The 15,096-nt window shown below is 58.5% G+C and carries 12 protein-coding genes, 1 tRNA gene and 1 pseudogene; 7 read left to right on the top strand and 7 right to left on the bottom strand.

The genetic code is table 11. The features are described 5' to 3' along the window. The 3 genes and pseudogenes from C8024_RS23000 to C8024_RS05755 all read right to left on the bottom strand — a co-directional run. Positions 1-676, bottom strand: a pseudogene (locus C8024_RS23000) (DNA methyltransferase); the annotation flags it as partial. Continuing rightward, the gene (locus tag C8024_RS20005) at positions 634-1,791 is read right to left on the bottom strand and encodes a type IIL restriction-modification enzyme MmeI (RefSeq protein WP_217272017.1); all 1,158 of its coding nucleotides are present in this window, start codon (positions 1,789-1,791) and stop codon (positions 634-636) included. The pseudogene C8024_RS23000 and the gene C8024_RS20005, both read right to left, overlap by 43 nt. 163 nt (positions 1,792-1,954) lie before the next feature. Then, positions 1,955-3,241 (bottom strand): tyrosine-type recombinase/integrase, encoded by a 1,287-nt coding sequence (locus C8024_RS05755; RefSeq protein ID WP_367947177.1) that lies wholly within the window; start codon positions 3,239-3,241, stop codon positions 1,955-1,957. Here C8024_RS05755 and C8024_RS05750 point away from each other — a divergent pair. From C8024_RS05750 to C8024_RS05735, 4 genes are all read left to right on the top strand, one after another. Continuing rightward, positions 3,218-3,296 (top strand) — tRNA-OTHER (locus tag C8024_RS05750). The genes C8024_RS05755 and C8024_RS05750 overlap by 24 nt on opposite strands. A gap of 289 nt (positions 3,297-3,585) precedes the next feature. Further along, complete coding sequence (locus C8024_RS05745; protein ID WP_254305608.1) at positions 3,586-6,099, top strand: TonB-dependent receptor; 2,514 nt, start codon at positions 3,586-3,588, stop codon at positions 6,097-6,099. A 67-nt stretch (positions 6,100-6,166) separates the two neighbouring features. Beyond that, positions 6,167-6,712: a nuclear transport factor 2 family protein gene (locus C8024_RS05740; protein ID WP_173203407.1), complete on the top strand. Its 546-nt coding sequence runs from the start codon at positions 6,167-6,169 to the stop codon at positions 6,710-6,712. 52 nt (positions 6,713-6,764) lie between these two features. Beyond that, on the top strand, positions 6,765-8,114 hold the full coding sequence (locus C8024_RS05735) for an aromatic ring-hydroxylating dioxygenase subunit alpha (RefSeq protein ID WP_100093581.1): 1,350 nt from the start codon (positions 6,765-6,767) through the stop codon (positions 8,112-8,114). Positions 8,115-8,183: 69 nt separating this feature from the next. Here the strand turns inward: C8024_RS05735 and C8024_RS05730 are convergent, their stop codons facing one another. Then, a complete protein-coding gene (locus tag C8024_RS05730) occupies positions 8,184-8,807 on the bottom strand; it encodes a TetR/AcrR family transcriptional regulator (RefSeq protein ID WP_173203405.1) in 624 nt (207 codons plus the stop codon). 124 nt (positions 8,808-8,931) lie between these two features. On the opposite strand from C8024_RS05730, the gene C8024_RS05725 reads away from it, so the two are divergent. The 3 genes from C8024_RS05725 to C8024_RS05715 are packed head-to-tail and all read left to right on the top strand — an operon-like array spanning position 8,932 to position 13,436. Further along, positions 8,932-11,280, top strand: a complete 2,349-nt coding sequence (locus C8024_RS05725; RefSeq protein WP_173203403.1) for a TonB-dependent receptor — start codon at positions 8,932-8,934, stop codon at positions 11,278-11,280. Between the two features lie 20 nt (positions 11,281-11,300). Beyond that, positions 11,301-12,161, top strand: coding sequence for an alpha/beta fold hydrolase (locus C8024_RS05720; protein WP_173203401.1), 861 nt, complete (start codon positions 11,301-11,303; stop codon positions 12,159-12,161). Between the two features lie 18 nt (positions 12,162-12,179). Continuing rightward, positions 12,180-13,436 carry an MFS transporter gene (locus tag C8024_RS05715; protein WP_173203399.1) on the top strand — a complete coding sequence of 419 codons (1,257 nt, stop codon included), beginning with the start codon at positions 12,180-12,182 and terminating at the stop codon, positions 13,434-13,436. Here C8024_RS05715 and C8024_RS05710 read toward each other — a convergent pair whose 3' ends face one another. From C8024_RS05710 to C8024_RS05700, 3 genes are all read right to left on the bottom strand, one after another. Beyond that, positions 13,437-13,784 carry a nuclear transport factor 2 family protein gene (locus C8024_RS05710; RefSeq protein WP_173203397.1) on the bottom strand — a complete coding sequence of 116 codons (348 nt, stop codon included), beginning with the start codon at positions 13,782-13,784 and terminating at the stop codon, positions 13,437-13,439. 10 nt (positions 13,785-13,794) lie between these two features. Then, positions 13,795-14,769 carry a subclass B3 metallo-beta-lactamase gene (bla, locus tag C8024_RS05705; protein ID WP_217272016.1) on the bottom strand — a complete coding sequence of 325 codons (975 nt, stop codon included), beginning with the start codon at positions 14,767-14,769 and terminating at the stop codon, positions 13,795-13,797. Positions 14,770-14,820: 51 nt separating this feature from the next. Then, positions 14,821-15,096, bottom strand: a 276-nt coding sequence (locus C8024_RS05700; protein ID WP_217272015.1) for a hypothetical protein, incomplete at its 5' end; no start/stop codon positions are given.

Here is a 15,096-nt window from a genome sequence, read left to right as displayed (position 1 = left end):
TTTTCGGTAGCTTCATGGTCGCGGTGCACGAAGCCGATTATCACAACATGGACATGAGCCTTGCCTCGCGCTTCGCTGCCCCAAGAAAAGGTGCGGTGGGCGAAGGCAATCTCCAGCCCGTGCCGGTCAAACAGTATAGGCCAGAGCTGCGACACTTGCTCGCCTTGTGTAATAGAATTGGTCGCCACAAATGCGGCCTGGACGCGCTTGTTCTTTTGAAAATATTCCCCCGATTTGATAAACCACGCCGCCACATAATCGAGCCTGCTACTCTTGACGCCATATGCTGAAACTATTCGGGTAAATTGCTTTTGCTGCGCCTCACTTCTCCACACAAACCCCACAATGGTGGGTTGCCCATGATATAGCTGCATTTTTCCGGCGGAAGCAATGCGGCCCAGTCGGCTTCCAGCGCATCGCCATGCAGGATATGCGCAGAATCTTTCAGCGGGATGCGCGCATAGTTCAGCCGGAACGCCTGATTGATTTCATTGTTGGCGATATGGTCCATCATCCACATGGCGACTTCCGCAATCCGCGCCGGAAATTCCTCAAATTCAATGCCGTAAAATTGATCGACAGTGACACGGGACATCAACGCCGCATCAATCTGTTGGTCGCCATATTGTGCTTTCAGACATTCCAGCTCCAGCCGCCGGATTTCACGATAGGCAATAACCAGAAAATTGCCGCAACCGCACGCCGGATCAAAAACGTCAATCGGGTCAATCTATCCTGAAACTTTGCCAGTTCCTTATCGCGGCCCGTGCGCCGCTGGATGATTGCCGCCAATTCGGCTTTTAGACCGTCCAGGAACAGCGGGCCTATGACTTTCAGGATATTTGCCTCGGTCGTGTAATGCGCGCCCTTGGCGCGGCGCTGCTTGGCATCCATGACCGATTGAAACAGCGAACCGAATATTGCCGGTGATACGCCAGACCAGTCATGGCGACAGGCGTCGATCAGATGACCGCGCATTGTCGCGTCAAATTTCGGTATGCGCAGCCGCCCGCTAAACAATTGACCGTTGACATAGGGGAAGGCGTCGAGTTCTGCCGCCGTGCCTGCCAGCCGCTCGCCTTCCGGCGTATCAAGAATATCAAATAATTCGCTTAAGACATTGCCCGCGTCGCTGCCGTCGGCCTTGGTATCGTTTTCCAGCAATTGCAGGAAAATGTCTTTCGGCTGGAAAATTCCGGTATTGTCGGCAAACAGGCAGAACAGCATACGGACCAGAAATTGTTCCAGTTCATGACCAGTATAGCCGGATTCCTCCAGCGCATCATGCAGCTTGCCCATCAATTCAGCGGCTTTGATGGTGACGGAAGCCTGTGTTTCAAAACTGACTTTGCGGCCCAGCATGAAATCAAACGCCGTAACGTGCCTATGCAGGTCTTTCAGGTGAAAGCTGAGTTCCGCCCCGTCATTGTCCAGATCGATCAGATTCCACCGCTGGAAATCGCACGTTAGGATGAATTGCGGCTGGTCCCGTTCCGGCAGCCAGTTGAAATATTCGCTTGCCTGCATCTGCGCGGCCAGCAAATTCTTGCCCGCGCTTTTCTGTTCGATGATCAGCGTGCCGGGCCAATACAGGTCCATAAAGCCGCGTCGGTTGGCGTCTAGCCCCTTGACCATTTGTTCATAGACCGCGACTTGCCGCCGCTTGATGCCGAAAATCTCGAAAAAGTCGTTGTAAAAGCTCTGGGTTTCGCCCTTTTCGTAATGGGCATCTTTCCAATCTTCGCTAAAGTCCTTGGCGCGCCTCTTTATTTCATCCCAGCCGAGCCGCATAGTTTTCCCCTATTGAAGGGAATGATTTAGCAGTCCAAACAAGCAATCGGCAAGCTTAGTGTGCAAATCTACATATTGGCTTCGCGCAGTCGAAAAACTGCATCAGTAATTATCGCGCTGATAGCAGCCGTTTGCGGTTCTGGAGATTGCCCTTCCCGCTCCCTCAAAGCGCCAGTGCGCTGAGTGCCTTTACTGCCGCATCGCTGCCAAGGTGACCATAGTGCCGCTCAATCATTTGCACGCTAGTGCCTGAAATTTGCGCAATGGTCAGCAAGGGAAGCCCTGCCCTCACCAGATCGGTGATTGTGCTATGCCGCAGGGTATAGGCTGTTGCATCGCTTGGCAGGCCAGCTGCTACAACTCCTGCCCCAATTGGCAATTTCCAGCTTTCCTTGTTCCACGACTTGCCATTGGCGCGCATGAAAAGAGGGGCATTGGGCAATTTGTCGGATGCTTGCGCCGCTAGCAGCTTTGCCGCGTCGATTGGCACCTCAATGCGACGCGGTTTGCCGTTCTTATCCTTGCCGATAGTCAGTTCATTGGTGCGCTTGTCGAAGTCTCCAGCCGCAAGGGTGGCCATTGCTCCCGGACGAAGCGGTAGCAGGCATAGCGCACGGACAAAGGGCGCGGCTTCCATATCAATATGATCGAGCAATTTCCGCCTCTGGTTGCGATCTAGGTACAGGGTGCGCTGTCCATTTGCATTGGGAATTGACTTCAATGCCTCTTGCCATGCCGCCTCTGTATTTGGTGTACCGGGTGACAGAACCTTAGCCAATGCGGCTCTTAAAACTGCCATATCGCGATTGACGGTGGAGGCCGCACGTTCGCGCACAATCCGTTCACCCTTTTTGCTCCGGCTAACCAATGAGGGAGTTTCTTCCAGCCGCTTGCGCCATTCGGCAACATGGCGCTTGCGCAACTTTTCCAGCTTCACCTTGCCTAGCTCATCGCCATAGACATAACGCTTAAAGCGTTGCTCGGCTTCCGGTCTGCTATCGGCATAGGATCGGCAAGCATCGGCAACGGTTTCCACCTTGGCCCGTATTTCGCCGCCCGCTTCTACCCGTTCTGCAACAGCCTCCGCCTCCTTTTTGGCGGCTGCAAATCTCGCATTACCAGTGAGCGCACCGAAATCGCCTAGCGATTTGACGCGATACTTGTTGGAGTCCTCATCATAGACGCGGGCAATCCAAGTTCCTGCCCCGCCCCGCTTGGATGGTCGGAAGCCGAGAAAGCAACCGGCCCTCAGCCGTTGCCAGTGAGGTTCCCGCTGCGCCTTAAGCCGTTCTCGCTCACCAACCCTGCTTAAATCACATTTCATATCCAGTCGCCTATCCAAAAGTATGTAACTAGTATGGAATACATTATCGGACAGGAATGAACAAGACTGAACAATTATTGTTATTTTCAATGATGATAATGTGCATTCGTGACCGCTGATGACCATGTTCTCTGCACTCCGAAGGCAGAGGCCAGAGGTTCGAATCCTCTCGGGTGCACCAATTTTTCAATGACCCTCTCCGTCTGACAAACAAGCGACAACTTGTGCCAGCCGCTCGACCTGTCCTCGCGACGGCCGGAAGCCTCGGCATTCCACTTCGAATTCTCCAGTACCGCCCCTATCAACAATAATAGTGCTCATCTATTCGAGCAAGTAACCGCGGCGGTCTTTTGTCCGGCTTATAGGCTCTTTATTTTGTTAGGGCATTTTTGCTAGGCGCAAAATATTTACAGTCCGATACCTTTCCGAAAAGCGCAAAAGCGCACTGGAAAATTAGGAGGGATAACGGAATGGCGAAGACCGCTTTGCGTACAGATTTACTTTACGGAACATCCATTGTGGCCGCCATGCTGGCCGCGCCGACAGCCGCTTATGCACAGGCCGATGCGCCGGGCTACAGCCTGGCCCCGTCAATATTGAGTCAGGCCGCCGTCGACTCGCCCGAGTCGCCCGAAGCGGACATCCGCGAACAGTCCGGCGGATTGCAGGCGATCGTCGTGACCGCCCGTCGGCGCGAGGAAACGGTGCAGTCGATCCCGGTGTCGGTGCAGGCGATCACCGCCGAGGAAATCCAGCAACGTGATCTGAGCAGCCTGGAGAAAATCGCTGCAGCGACTCCCAATTTTACCATCGCCCGCGCATCCAATGGCGCCGGCGCGCAGCTGACCCTGCGCGGGATCGGTTCGTCGGCCACCTCGATCGGGATCGAACAGTCGGTCGCGATCGTCGTCGACAGCGTCTATTATGGCCAGGGCCGGATCATCAACGAGGGCTTTTTCGATCTCGCCCGGGTCGAAGTGCTGAAAGGCCCGCAATCGCTCTTCTTCGGCAAGAACGCGACCGCCGGGGTGATTTCGCTGACCACTGCCGATCCGGGACTCGATCCGGAATATATCGGCCGTGTCGGTTATGAATTTGCCGCCGAACGCGCCTTTGCCGAAGCGATCATCTCGGAACCGCTGACCGACACTCTGGGCGTGCGGGTGGCCGTCCGCGGTTCGCGCATGTGGGGTGGCTATTATACCAACCGGCAGCAGACCATCGACTATCCGACGCTGGATGTTGCCACCGGCGACACCAACCCGCACACGGCTGCACCAGCGGCAACGGAAGCACCGCAGGAGCGCGAGCTGATCGGGCGGGTGACATTGAAATATGAACCGGACGACCGCCTGACCGCAAAGCTCAAGGTCTCCGGCAGCTATAATCGCACGGTCGGCAATGGCTGGAACTATGTGGCGACCAATTGCGTCACCGGCCAGACCACCAATGCCCCCAATTATCCCTGCGACGGCGGCTTCGTCACCCACCAGAATGATTTTCCCCTCGATATTGCGCAGGACTATCCCTTCGCCCGCGATGACGGCGCGCTCTACAATAAATATAAGAGCTGGGCAGCGACCGGATCGCTGGAATATGCGCTCGACAATGTGACGATCAGCTCGATCACCAATTACAACTGGAACAACAACAAATTCGCCTGCGACTGCGACTTTCTGAGCGCCGGCGTCTGGGCAACGGAAAATGCCAGCTATAATGCGTTCAGCCAGGAATTGCGGGCGCTCACCGATTTTGACGCACCGGTAAATCTGATGATCGGCGGTCTGTATCAAAGCACCAAGCGGAATTTCTATCAGGCGGTGATGTTCGCCAATCTCGAAGATTCGACCGCTTCGGCGCAGAACCGCTATATCGCCTATTCCAAGGAGTCGGAGACCGAGGGCGAGACCCTGTCGGCTTATGGTCAGGTGATGTGGCAGATCACGCCGACGCTGGAGGCCACGGGCGGCGTCCGCTATATTCACGAGACCAAGGAAAGCAGCTTCACCCAGCCTTATGTCAACACCGGTCTGCAGGGATTGTTCCTGCCCGAGAGCGCTGCGGTGAACGGCACAATCTACGGCGACCAGACGTTCAACGACTGGTCCCCCGACTTCACCCTGCGGTGGAAGCCGAGCGACGATATCATGCTCTACGGCGCCTATCGCGTCGCCTACAAATCGGGTGGTTTCTCGAACAGCGCGATCAACTCGGCCCTGTCTCCCGATCCGGAAGGCGATCTGACCTTCAACCCGGAAAAGGGTAAGGGTTATGAAGTCGGCATCAAGTCCAATCTGGCCGACAATCAGCTGCAGGCCAATCTGACCTATTATAATTATAAATATACCGATCTGCAGGTCGATTTCTTCAACAGCGCGATCTTCGCCTATATCACCTACAACGCAGGCAGCGCGCGCAGCGAGGGTGTCGAGCTGGAGCTGGAATATGCGCCCTATTCAATACCTGGCCTCCGTCTGCGCGGCAATCTGAACTATAATGAGGCGCGCTACGAGGACTTCATTGCGCCTTGCTATGGTGGCCAGTCGATCGCTGCGGGTTGCTCGCTGGTGGTCGGCGGCGTGCCATCGCAGGACCTCAGCGGCTCGCCCACATCGGCGGCGCCGGACTGGACCGGCACCATCGGTGTCTCCTACGAGACCGAAGTGTCGTCCGATCTGAAATTCGGCACCAATGTCGATATGCGCTATAGCGACTCCTATATCGCGTCGAGTTTCGGTGATCCGGGCACCACCCAGTCCTCTTACGCCATACTGGATGCAGGTATCCGGATCGGCGCGGCGGACGACCGCTGGCAACTGGCCCTGATCGGCAAGAATCTGACCAACAAATTCTACTTCACCGGCGGTGGCACAGCGCCTTCCACCGGCTCGGGAACCGGAACCGCGGCGGCGATACCGGGCGACAATATCGGCTATGGCGCCTTCCCGCGGACGGTGACCCTGCAGGGCACGATACGCTTCTAAACGGCACGCGGACAAAGGCATGGCGGTCCTTGCGGGTCGCCATGCCGTTAAAAGAGGAGACTGGAACATGACTTCAGCCGAAACGCGAGCAGCGCCCTCGCGCGAGCAGCGCATCTCCGACATGCTCGACAAGCAGGACTGCACCGAGCTGGTGCATCGCATGGCGCGGGCGATCGACCGCTGCGACGCCGGGCTCGTCGACGAGCTGTTCCATCCCGATGCGACAGATGATCACGGCAGCTACAAGGGCAGCGCGAAAGATTTCACCCCCTGGGTGATGGAGGTCCTGTCGGGCATGCACCGCACCCAGCATATGATCGGCAATGTCCTGATCAAGCTGGACGGTGACACCGCTTATGGCGAAAGCTATTTCATCGCCCATCACGCGATCCCGGCCGAGGATGGCAGCGACAATTTCATGATTGCCGCCGGCCGCTATCTCGACCGTTTCGAACGGCGGGACGGTGAATGGCGCATGGCCCATCGCGGCGCGGTCTACGACTGGAGCAGCATCAGCCCTTCGACCGATATCTGGGACCGCGCCAACATGCCCGATTACAGTTTCGGCGTCCGCGGCGAGGAGGATCCGTCCTACGCCCATTTCGCCCGATAGCCCGCATATGATATTATAAGTCCAGAACAGGAATATTTTAGGAGATAGCACCATGTCCGATGTCGTCACTGCAGACCGCTCCGCCGCCTCGCTGAAGGCCGCGACCGAAAAATTGCGCGATCCCGAGTTCCGCAACACGCCGATTACGCCTGACCGCTATTATTCGCAGGAATGGGCCGACAAGGAATGGGACACGATCTGGACCAAGACCTGGCAGATTGCCGGTGTCGCCGACCAGCTGCAAAAGGCCGGGGACTGGATCACCGCCGATTTCGGGCCGGAAACCATTGTTTGCATCCTCGGCGAGGATGGCGAGACCCGGGCCTTTTACAATGTCTGCCAGCACCGCGGCATGCCGCTGGTGACCGGCGAACAGGGCAATGCCCGGGGCAAGAGACTGACCTGCCCCTATCATGGCTGGGCCTATGAATTTACCGGCAATCTGAAAGCGGTGCCCGACGAAGCCGACTTCCTGCAGGGCTCTCCCTGCGGCAAGCTCAATCTCAAGCCTGTGCAGTGCACGGTCTGGGCCGGATTCATCTGGATCAACATGGACGAGAATGCCGTTGGCCTGCGCGAATATCTCGGACCGATTGCCGAGCAGATCGAAACCTATCCGATGGACAAGATGAAGCGGACCCACTGGGTCACCGTCGAGGGCAATTTCAACTGGAAGCTGATCCAGGACAATTTCAACGAAAGCTATCACGTGCCCTTCGTCCATCCGCAGACGAAGTTCGTGATGGAATATTCCCACCATCACTGCAAATTCGATCTCTATCCGGAAGGTCATGCGCATATGATCATGCCCGGCGCCGGACCGACCAAGAATCTGCGCGGCGGCGAAAAGGAAACATTGGAGCAACTGGCCGAGGAACTGGAATTCTGGGGCCTCAATCCCGATGATTACCGGCAGGGCAAGACCGGCGAGATCCGGCTGGCGTTACAGAAGGCCAAGCGCGAACTGGGCGCGGAGAAAGGCTTTGACTTCTCCGCCTATCAGGACTCGCAGCTGACCGATCACTGGCATTACACGATCTTCCCGAACCTGTCCTTCAGCCTGAAGCCGGACGGCAATATCTGGCTGCGCGCCCGGCCGCACGAGAGCGATCCGCAGAAATGCTATTTCGACATGTGGTATATGACGCTCTTCCCCGAAGGCACCGACCGCTATTATTCGCAGAGCATGGCCGAGTGGGTCGACACCTCCGTGCCGGCACCGCACATCCAGGGCACGGTCGAGGACGTCTCGATGGGCCCGGGCATCGATCAGGATGTCGAGGTCTGGGAAGTCCAGCAGCGCGGTCTGCGCTCGCGCGGCTACGAGCGTGACTATCTCGCCTGGCAGGAACGGCGGGTCCGCTATTTCCACGAGAATCTTGAAGCCTGGATGGCGAAATAGGCCGAATGGAACGGCAACGCACCGGCGGCGCTCAGCGCCTCGCCGGTGCGGCTATCGCGCCGCCAACGGTTAGCCCTTCTTCGCGATGCCCTTCGCCAATATGCCGTTGGCGAGTTCGGCTATCTGTCCGGGTGACTTTTCTTCCGACCAGATCCCGTAGCGCATGCCCAGGAAAACGTTCATCCCCATGATCGCCCACGCATGGGCCTCCTCCAGTCCGCCGCGAAAATCGCCGGCGGCGGTGCCCTCCTGCAGCCGTTCGTAGATACGCATTGCCGTTTCTTCATAATGTGACCGGTAGCTCGCCGGATCGACAAATTCGGCTTCGTCGATGATCCGGTAGATTTCCTTATGCTCGCGCGCGAAGGTCATGAAGGCCTCTAGCGCCTGCTTCTCCCGCTCCAGCGCGTCCTGCCATTCGGTCATCGCGCCCGCCGCATGGCTCTTCACCCGCGCGCTCATATCCCTGACCAGGGCGCTGAACAGCTCGTCCTTCGAATCGAAATAGGTGTAGAAGCTGCCGAGCGCGGTGCCTGCCCGCTGGGTAATCCCGGTGATCGAGGCTTCGTGGAACCCCTTTTCGCCAAATTCCAGCGCCGCCGCGTCGAGCAATTTGCGCTTGGTCTTCAGCCCGCGCGCGGTACGCGGCTGTTTGTCTTTGGACTCAGTATGTTCGCTATATTCAGTGGCCATAATGTCACGGCTAACCGCATTTTACCGGATAAGCAAATTTCTAAGTTGAATAATGGTTCAACTTTCAATATAGAGCGGCCAACGACCTGGAAATGCCAGGCAGATATTCAAGGAGGATGCTTTCATGAAATTTCATCAAACCGTTAGCTATGCAGCAATTGTCACCGGTCTTGCGGGCGGCCTTGTCGCTCCCGGCGCAGTTCACGCGCAGGCATCCGAATCGGCCGAACAGGGCGCCGATGACAATGTCATCATCGTCTCCGCCCGCCGCCGAGACGAACGGCTGGTTGATGTTCCGATCGCGATTACCGCTTATTCCGCCGAGAAGCTTGAACAGCAGGGGGCGGTCGACATTACCGATATCGGTTTGACGACGCCCAACACGACGCTGGAAGCTTCGCGCGGCACCAACTCCACCCTCTCCGCCTTCATTCGCGGCATCGGTCAACAGGATCCGGTTTCCGGCTTCGAACAGGGTGTCGGCATCTATCTCGACGATGTCTATCTCAACCGGCCGCAAGCCGCTGTGCTGGATATTTATGATGTCGAGCGGATCGAGGTCTTGCGAGGACCACAGGGCACGCTCTATGGGCGCAATACCATCGGCGGCGCCGTCAAATATGTAACCAAGCGCCTGCCCCAAGACCCGTCGTTCAAGGCGCGGGTCAGCTATGGCACTTATGACCAGGCCGAAGCCGTGGTCACCGCCAGCATGCCGATCGGTGACCTCGTGCGCATCGGCGCCTCCGGTGCGCGACTGTCGCGCGGCGGTTTCGGCGACAATCTGACCAATGGTCTGGAAAATTATAACAAGGATATCTGGGCCGGTCGCGGCACTCTGGAAGTGGGTGGCTATGGCGAGCCCGTGCTCGTGCGGATTTCCGGTGACTATACCAAGGACAAGAGCAATCCGCGCGGCGGCCACCGCCTGATCCCGGGAGCCGTATCGGGAGCGCCGGTCCTGGACGATGTCTTCGACACGCGCGGCGGTCTCAACGATCCGGTCCAGGATATCGAGGCTTATGGCCTGTCGATGAATATCACGGCCAATCTCAGCGATACCGTGACCCTGCGGTCGATCAGCGCATGGCGCAAGGATGACACGGCCACGCCAATCGATTTCGACGCACTTCCGGCGGTCGACCTCGACGTTCCCGGATTTTACCGCAACGAACAAATCAGTCAGGAATTCCAGCTGCTCTATGAAGGCGACAAGCTCAACGGTCTGGTCGGCTTTTACTATCTCGATGCCAAGGCCGATACATTGTTTGATGTGCGGCTGTTCACGACCTTTGCCGGTCTGACCGGTTTTACCCAGGCCAATGTCGACACCGAAACCTACGCGGTTTTCGCCGATTTCACCTATGATTTTACCGAGCAACTGAGCCTGTCTCTGGGCGGTCGCTACACATGGGACGAACGGTCAGCTAATATCTTGCGGCAAAATTATCTTGGCGGCGGGTCGCCAACCTTTGGCGGGGCCGGAATTCCCTTTGGCGCACCCGGCACCGATTTCGAAGGTAGCGAAAGTTACAAGAAATTCACGCCGCGCGCCTCGCTGAGCTTCAAGCCGACACCGGATCACAATATCTACGCGAGCTTTTCGCAAGGCTTCAAGGGCGGCGGATTTGATCCGCGCGGTGCCGGAGTCAATGCACCGACAACCAATGCCAACGGCATCCCGAGCGACGCCGAAATCGCGGCCTTCCTCAGCTTTGCGCCGGAATCGGTCGACAGCTATGAAGTCGGCTACAAGGGCAGCCTGCTCGACGGTGCGCTCAACATTGCGCTTGCCGGTTTCTACACGGATTATACCGATGTGCAGATTCCCGGCTCGGTGGCCTGCAATATCGGCGGCTTCGCCTCTTTCTGCGGTGTGATCAACAATGCCGGCAAGGCAACGCTCAAAGGCATTGAACTGGAAATGTCCGCCCGGCTCGGCGAGGATCTGATGACCGGTGGTGATCGCGTGATGTTTGCTGGCGCGCTGGGCTATATTGATGCCGAATATGACGAATATATCACCGACATTGGCGGCGTTCCCACCGATGTTGCGGAATTCCGTTCGGTCCAGAACACGCCGGAATGGACCGCCAGCGGCACATTGTCCTATTCGACGCCAGCGGGAGACGGGGATATCTATTTCGGCACCACCCTGTCCTATCGCAGCAAGACCAACCAGTTCGAAATTGCCAATCCCTATATAGACCAGAAGGGCTTTGCGCTGCTTGATGCCAATCTCGTCTATAACGCGCCCGACAAGCGCTGGAGCATCGGACTGCACGGCAAGAACCTGACCAACAAGCGCTACAAGACATCCGGCTATACCTTTGTCGCAGCCGATCCGGTTACCGGCGAGATCGTGACCGGTGCCAACGGGCAGCCGATTGGCACGCTCGGCCCCGAGGGCACGCTGACTGCCTTTTACGGCAACCCGCGTCAGGTCTTTATCACAGCCGGGGTGAAATTCTGACCAGCGCCCAGGCAGATCCGATGACATATGCCGACCATAGCTACCGGAGCGCAGACGACCGGTTGAACCTCTATGCCCGCATCTATGACGGGGACGGTCCGCCGCTGCTGCTGATGCACGGCCTGACCCGTAACAGTGGTGATTTCGAGGCGCTGGCCGGGCGTCTGGCCGGCAAATATAAACTGATTGTCCCCGACCAGCGCGGTCGGGGACGGTCGGACTATGATCCCGATCGGGGAAATTACACGCCCGCCGTCTATGTCGAGGACATGTTCGCGCTGGTGGACGGGCTGACGCTCGGCACCATGGGCATGATCGGCACGTCGATGGGCGGGCTGATGGCGATGATGATGGCGGCCAGGACCCCTGACCGTTTCAGCAGCCTGATATTGAACGATATCGGACCGGCGGTGGAAGCAAGCGGCCTCGCCCGGATCCAGACCTATGTCGGCCAACCCGCAGTTTTCGACAGCTGGCAGCAAGCCGCCGATCATTGTCAGGCGGTCCAGAGCGACAATATGATCGGCTATGGCGCGCAGGACTGGATGGCCTTTGCGCGGCACACCTGCGAGGAGACTTTGGAAGGCAAAATCCGCTTTGCCTACGATCCGGCGATCTCCGATGGTCTGTCGGGCAGCGAGCAGACCGTCATTCCGCCGGACCTCTGGCCCATTTGGGACACGCTGTCCGCCCTGCCCGTGCTGGTCATCCGGGGCGCGTTGTCAGACATACTTTCCCCCGCTACCGTCACCGAGATGGAACGCCGGCATCCGGATCATTTCAGCGCCGTGGATATCGAAAATCGCGGTCACACCCCGATGCTGGACGAGCCGGCTGCGCTGGCAGCGATCGACCGCTTCTACGCCGAATTTGGACAGTAAACAGCAGGGCAGCAGAGCATGAAAAGCCGGACAACCTCTCCCAATATCGCGCTCGGCATGTTGCTGCTGGTCTATATTTTCAATTTCGTCGACCGCCAGATATTGGCGATCCTCGCCGGGCCGATCCAGGCCGATCTGGGGTTGAGCGATACCCAGATGGGGCTGCTCGGCGGCATTGCCTTTGCCCTGCTCTATTCGACGCTGGCCGTGCCGCTGGCATGGGTGGCGGACAAGACCAGCCGCAGCTGGGTGATCACCATCTCGCTCGCAATCTGGAGCGGCTTTACCGCGCTGACCGGACTGGCGCAGGGTTTCTGGTCGATCTTCCTGACCCGGCTGGGCGTCGGCATTGGCGAAGCGGGCGGCGTGGCCCCTTCCTACGCGCTGATCTCCGACCATTTCCCGAGCGAGAAACGGGCCCGGGCGCTGGCCATCTATTCGCTCGGCATTCCATTGGGCTCAGCCACCGGGGTGATCGCGGGCGGCTATATCGCGGCGACCGTAGACTGGCGACTAGCCTTTTTTGTCGTCGGGCTGGCGGGCGTCTTGATCGCACCGTTCTTCAAATATTTTGTGCGCGACAAGGTCAAGGTTCCGGCACCGGCCAACCAGACGGTCGCGCCTTATAGTTTCAAGGGGACCGTGGTTCTGCTGGCAAAGAAGAAGGCCTTCTGGTTCTTCGCCTTTGGTGCGGCCTCCAGTTCGATGCTCGGCTATGGCATCGCCTTCTGGCTGCCCAGCCTGCTGCAGCGCAGCTTTGGCCTCAGCCTGATCGACACCTCGCTGTTCTTCGGCGCAATCCTGCTGATCGGCGGGGTCGCCGGTGTGCTCGGCGGCGGCATGATCGGTGACTGGCTGGGGCGGAAGGACAAGGCCGCTTATGGGCTGGTACCGGCAGCGGCCTTCCTGCTCGCAGTGCCGTTGTTTGCCGCTGGAATCATGAGCGGTTCGGCGACCGTCGCCTTCATCCTGTTCCTGATCCCGCAGGCGTTGGCCTATTTCTGGCTTGGCCCCGTCCTCTCGGCGGTCCAGCATCTGGTTCCGGCCGACGCGCGCGCGACGGCTTCGGCGCTGTTCCTGCTGATCAACAATCTGATCGGTATCGGCGGCGGGATCTTCTTCCTCGGCGCCCTGTCCGACGCGCTGATGCCGAACTACGGCGAGGAAGGCTTGCGCTACTCGATGCTCTACTCGCTGACCTTCTATGTGATTGCCGCCGTGCTGATGGCGCTCGCCGCCAAGCCGTTGCGCAGCGAGTGGATCGACGAAGGCTGATCAGCTCTCCGGCACCGCGTAACAGTCGCGGTAGGAGGTGAGCTTGCCATCGGCGACCCTGTACAGGCCGACGCCCTCGATATCGCCATCGGGGCGCTTCCACAGCCAGCGCGACCAGGCGACATGTTCGTCGCCGGCAATTTCCAGCACTTCAAAATGCATCTTCTTGTCGGCCAGCTCCTTGGTCAGCCGGTGCAACAGCGCGGAAATGGCTTCTATCCCTTCCACCCGCCCGATCGCGGGGTCTTCGAACACCGCATCATCGGCGAACAGGGGGATCAGCTTGCTATAATCATTGTCATTCTGAAGCTCCCAGAATGTCTCGATCAGCTGTTTTGCCTGTGCCATGTCTATTCCCTCAATCGCTCATGATCGCATTATATTTCAGCGTCTGCTTTTCCAGCGCCGCTTCGAACGCCTGTTCCATTTTCGCGATGAAGGCGGGAAATTCGCTGTCATCGACGAAGGCCAGAGGATCTCCGGCCGCGAGCTTCTCCTGCTTGGCCGCCATGCCGAAAAATTGCGGATGGTTGGACAGAAAGACGTCGGGTTTCCAGTCCCTGGTCAGCGCGAACGTCTTGCGATAATCCTCGACGATGCCCTCATATTGGGGCGGTCCCACCAGCCGGTTGGCGGCGACCGAGGCGGAGCAGAAGAACAGCGTCTTGTAGCTCTTGCCGCCCTGTTCGACATCCATCGTCCATGAGGTGCACCCACGGGTGTGGCCCGGCGTCAGATGCGCGGTGAGCGCGACCTCGCCAAGCTTCACGACTTCGCCATCGGCGATGATCTGGTCGACCTTGACCGGCGGCGCGCCCATCGAGGCATCGTCCTCCGAGCCGAGATAGAAGCCGCCTTCCAGCGCCGACCGGTCGCCTTCGCTGGCCAGCAATCTCGCGCCGGTCAGCTGCTTCAGTTCGGCCAGACCGCCGCTATGGTCAAGATGGGCGTGGCTGTTGAGCAGGATTTTCACATCGGCCGGATCATAGCCCAGCGTCTTTATAGCCTCGGCAATATAGGCGCCCTGCCCCGGCATGCCGCCATCGATCACGATATGGCCTTCCTCGGTTGGGATGAAATACATGCCCAGCCCCTCGGTACCGACAAAATAGACGCCCTGATCCGCATCGCCGATCACCCGGAACGGTTCGACATTGGCAAACCAGGAGAGAAATTGTTTCTGCGCGGCGGCAAGCGCTGCGCTATCGCCAGCGGCCTGCTCGGCGGCAGCCGCCCGAGCGCCGGACCCGCCGGCGCTGTCGTCCGAAGCCACCGGTGCGCAGGCCGCAAGGCCCGACAGTCCCAGCAGCAAAACCCATTTCATCGCTCGCATAAAATTCTCCCTTTCCGCACCCTATCGATCGAGGGCGGACCATGCCAACCGCTATCTTTCGAAAAACTGAACCGTCTCCGCATCCATCGGGAACATCAGTTCGATCCGTGTCTCGCCCGCCTTGATATCCTGTACCGATCCGAACTGGGCGATGACGGAGAAAAGCGACAGGCGGTTCTCCCCGACCCGGAAGATTGTCGGGATCACCGCCTGGTTGAGATTGATCGATCCCATATCGGCCTTGCGGACCCGCTCGTGCTCGGCCAGCCGGGCGGCCAGCGCGGAGAGCTGATCTTCCCCGCCCAGCTCCAGTATCTCGGTGCGCAG

Source organism: Sphingopyxis sp. BSNA05 (assembly GCF_013265645.1).
GTDB lineage: Bacteria > Pseudomonadota > Alphaproteobacteria > Sphingomonadales > Sphingomonadaceae > Parasphingorhabdus.
This window is presented reverse-complemented; position numbering and strand designations above follow the sequence as displayed.

Excerpts from the sequence above, each read along its gene's own strand:
- C8024_RS20005 (WP_217272017.1), bottom strand. The coding sequence starts at position 1,791 with ATGCGGCTCGGCTGGGATGAAATAAAGAGGCGCGCCAAGGACTTTAGC.
- C8024_RS05755 (WP_367947177.1), bottom strand. The coding sequence starts at position 3,241 with ATGGTCATCAGCGGTCACGAATGCACATTATCATCATTGAAAATAACA.
- C8024_RS05745 (WP_254305608.1), top strand. The coding sequence starts at position 3,586 with ATGGCGAAGACCGCTTTGCGTACAGATTTACTTTACGGAACATCCATT.
- C8024_RS05740 (WP_173203407.1), top strand. The coding sequence starts at position 6,167 with ATGACTTCAGCCGAAACGCGAGCAGCGCCCTCGCGCGAGCAGCGCATC.
- C8024_RS05735 (WP_100093581.1), top strand. The coding sequence starts at position 6,765 with ATGTCCGATGTCGTCACTGCAGACCGCTCCGCCGCCTCGCTGAAGGCC.
- C8024_RS05730 (WP_173203405.1), bottom strand. The coding sequence starts at position 8,807 with ATGGCCACTGAATATAGCGAACATACTGAGTCCAAAGACAAACAGCCG.
- C8024_RS05725 (WP_173203403.1), top strand. The coding sequence starts at position 8,932 with ATGAAATTTCATCAAACCGTTAGCTATGCAGCAATTGTCACCGGTCTT.
- C8024_RS05720 (WP_173203401.1), top strand. The coding sequence starts at position 11,301 with ATGACATATGCCGACCATAGCTACCGGAGCGCAGACGACCGGTTGAAC.
- C8024_RS05715 (WP_173203399.1), top strand. The coding sequence starts at position 12,180 with ATGAAAAGCCGGACAACCTCTCCCAATATCGCGCTCGGCATGTTGCTG.
- C8024_RS05710 (WP_173203397.1), bottom strand. The coding sequence starts at position 13,784 with ATGGCACAGGCAAAACAGCTGATCGAGACATTCTGGGAGCTTCAGAAT.
- bla (WP_217272016.1), bottom strand. The coding sequence starts at position 14,769 with ATGCGAGCGATGAAATGGGTTTTGCTGCTGGGACTGTCGGGCCTTGCG.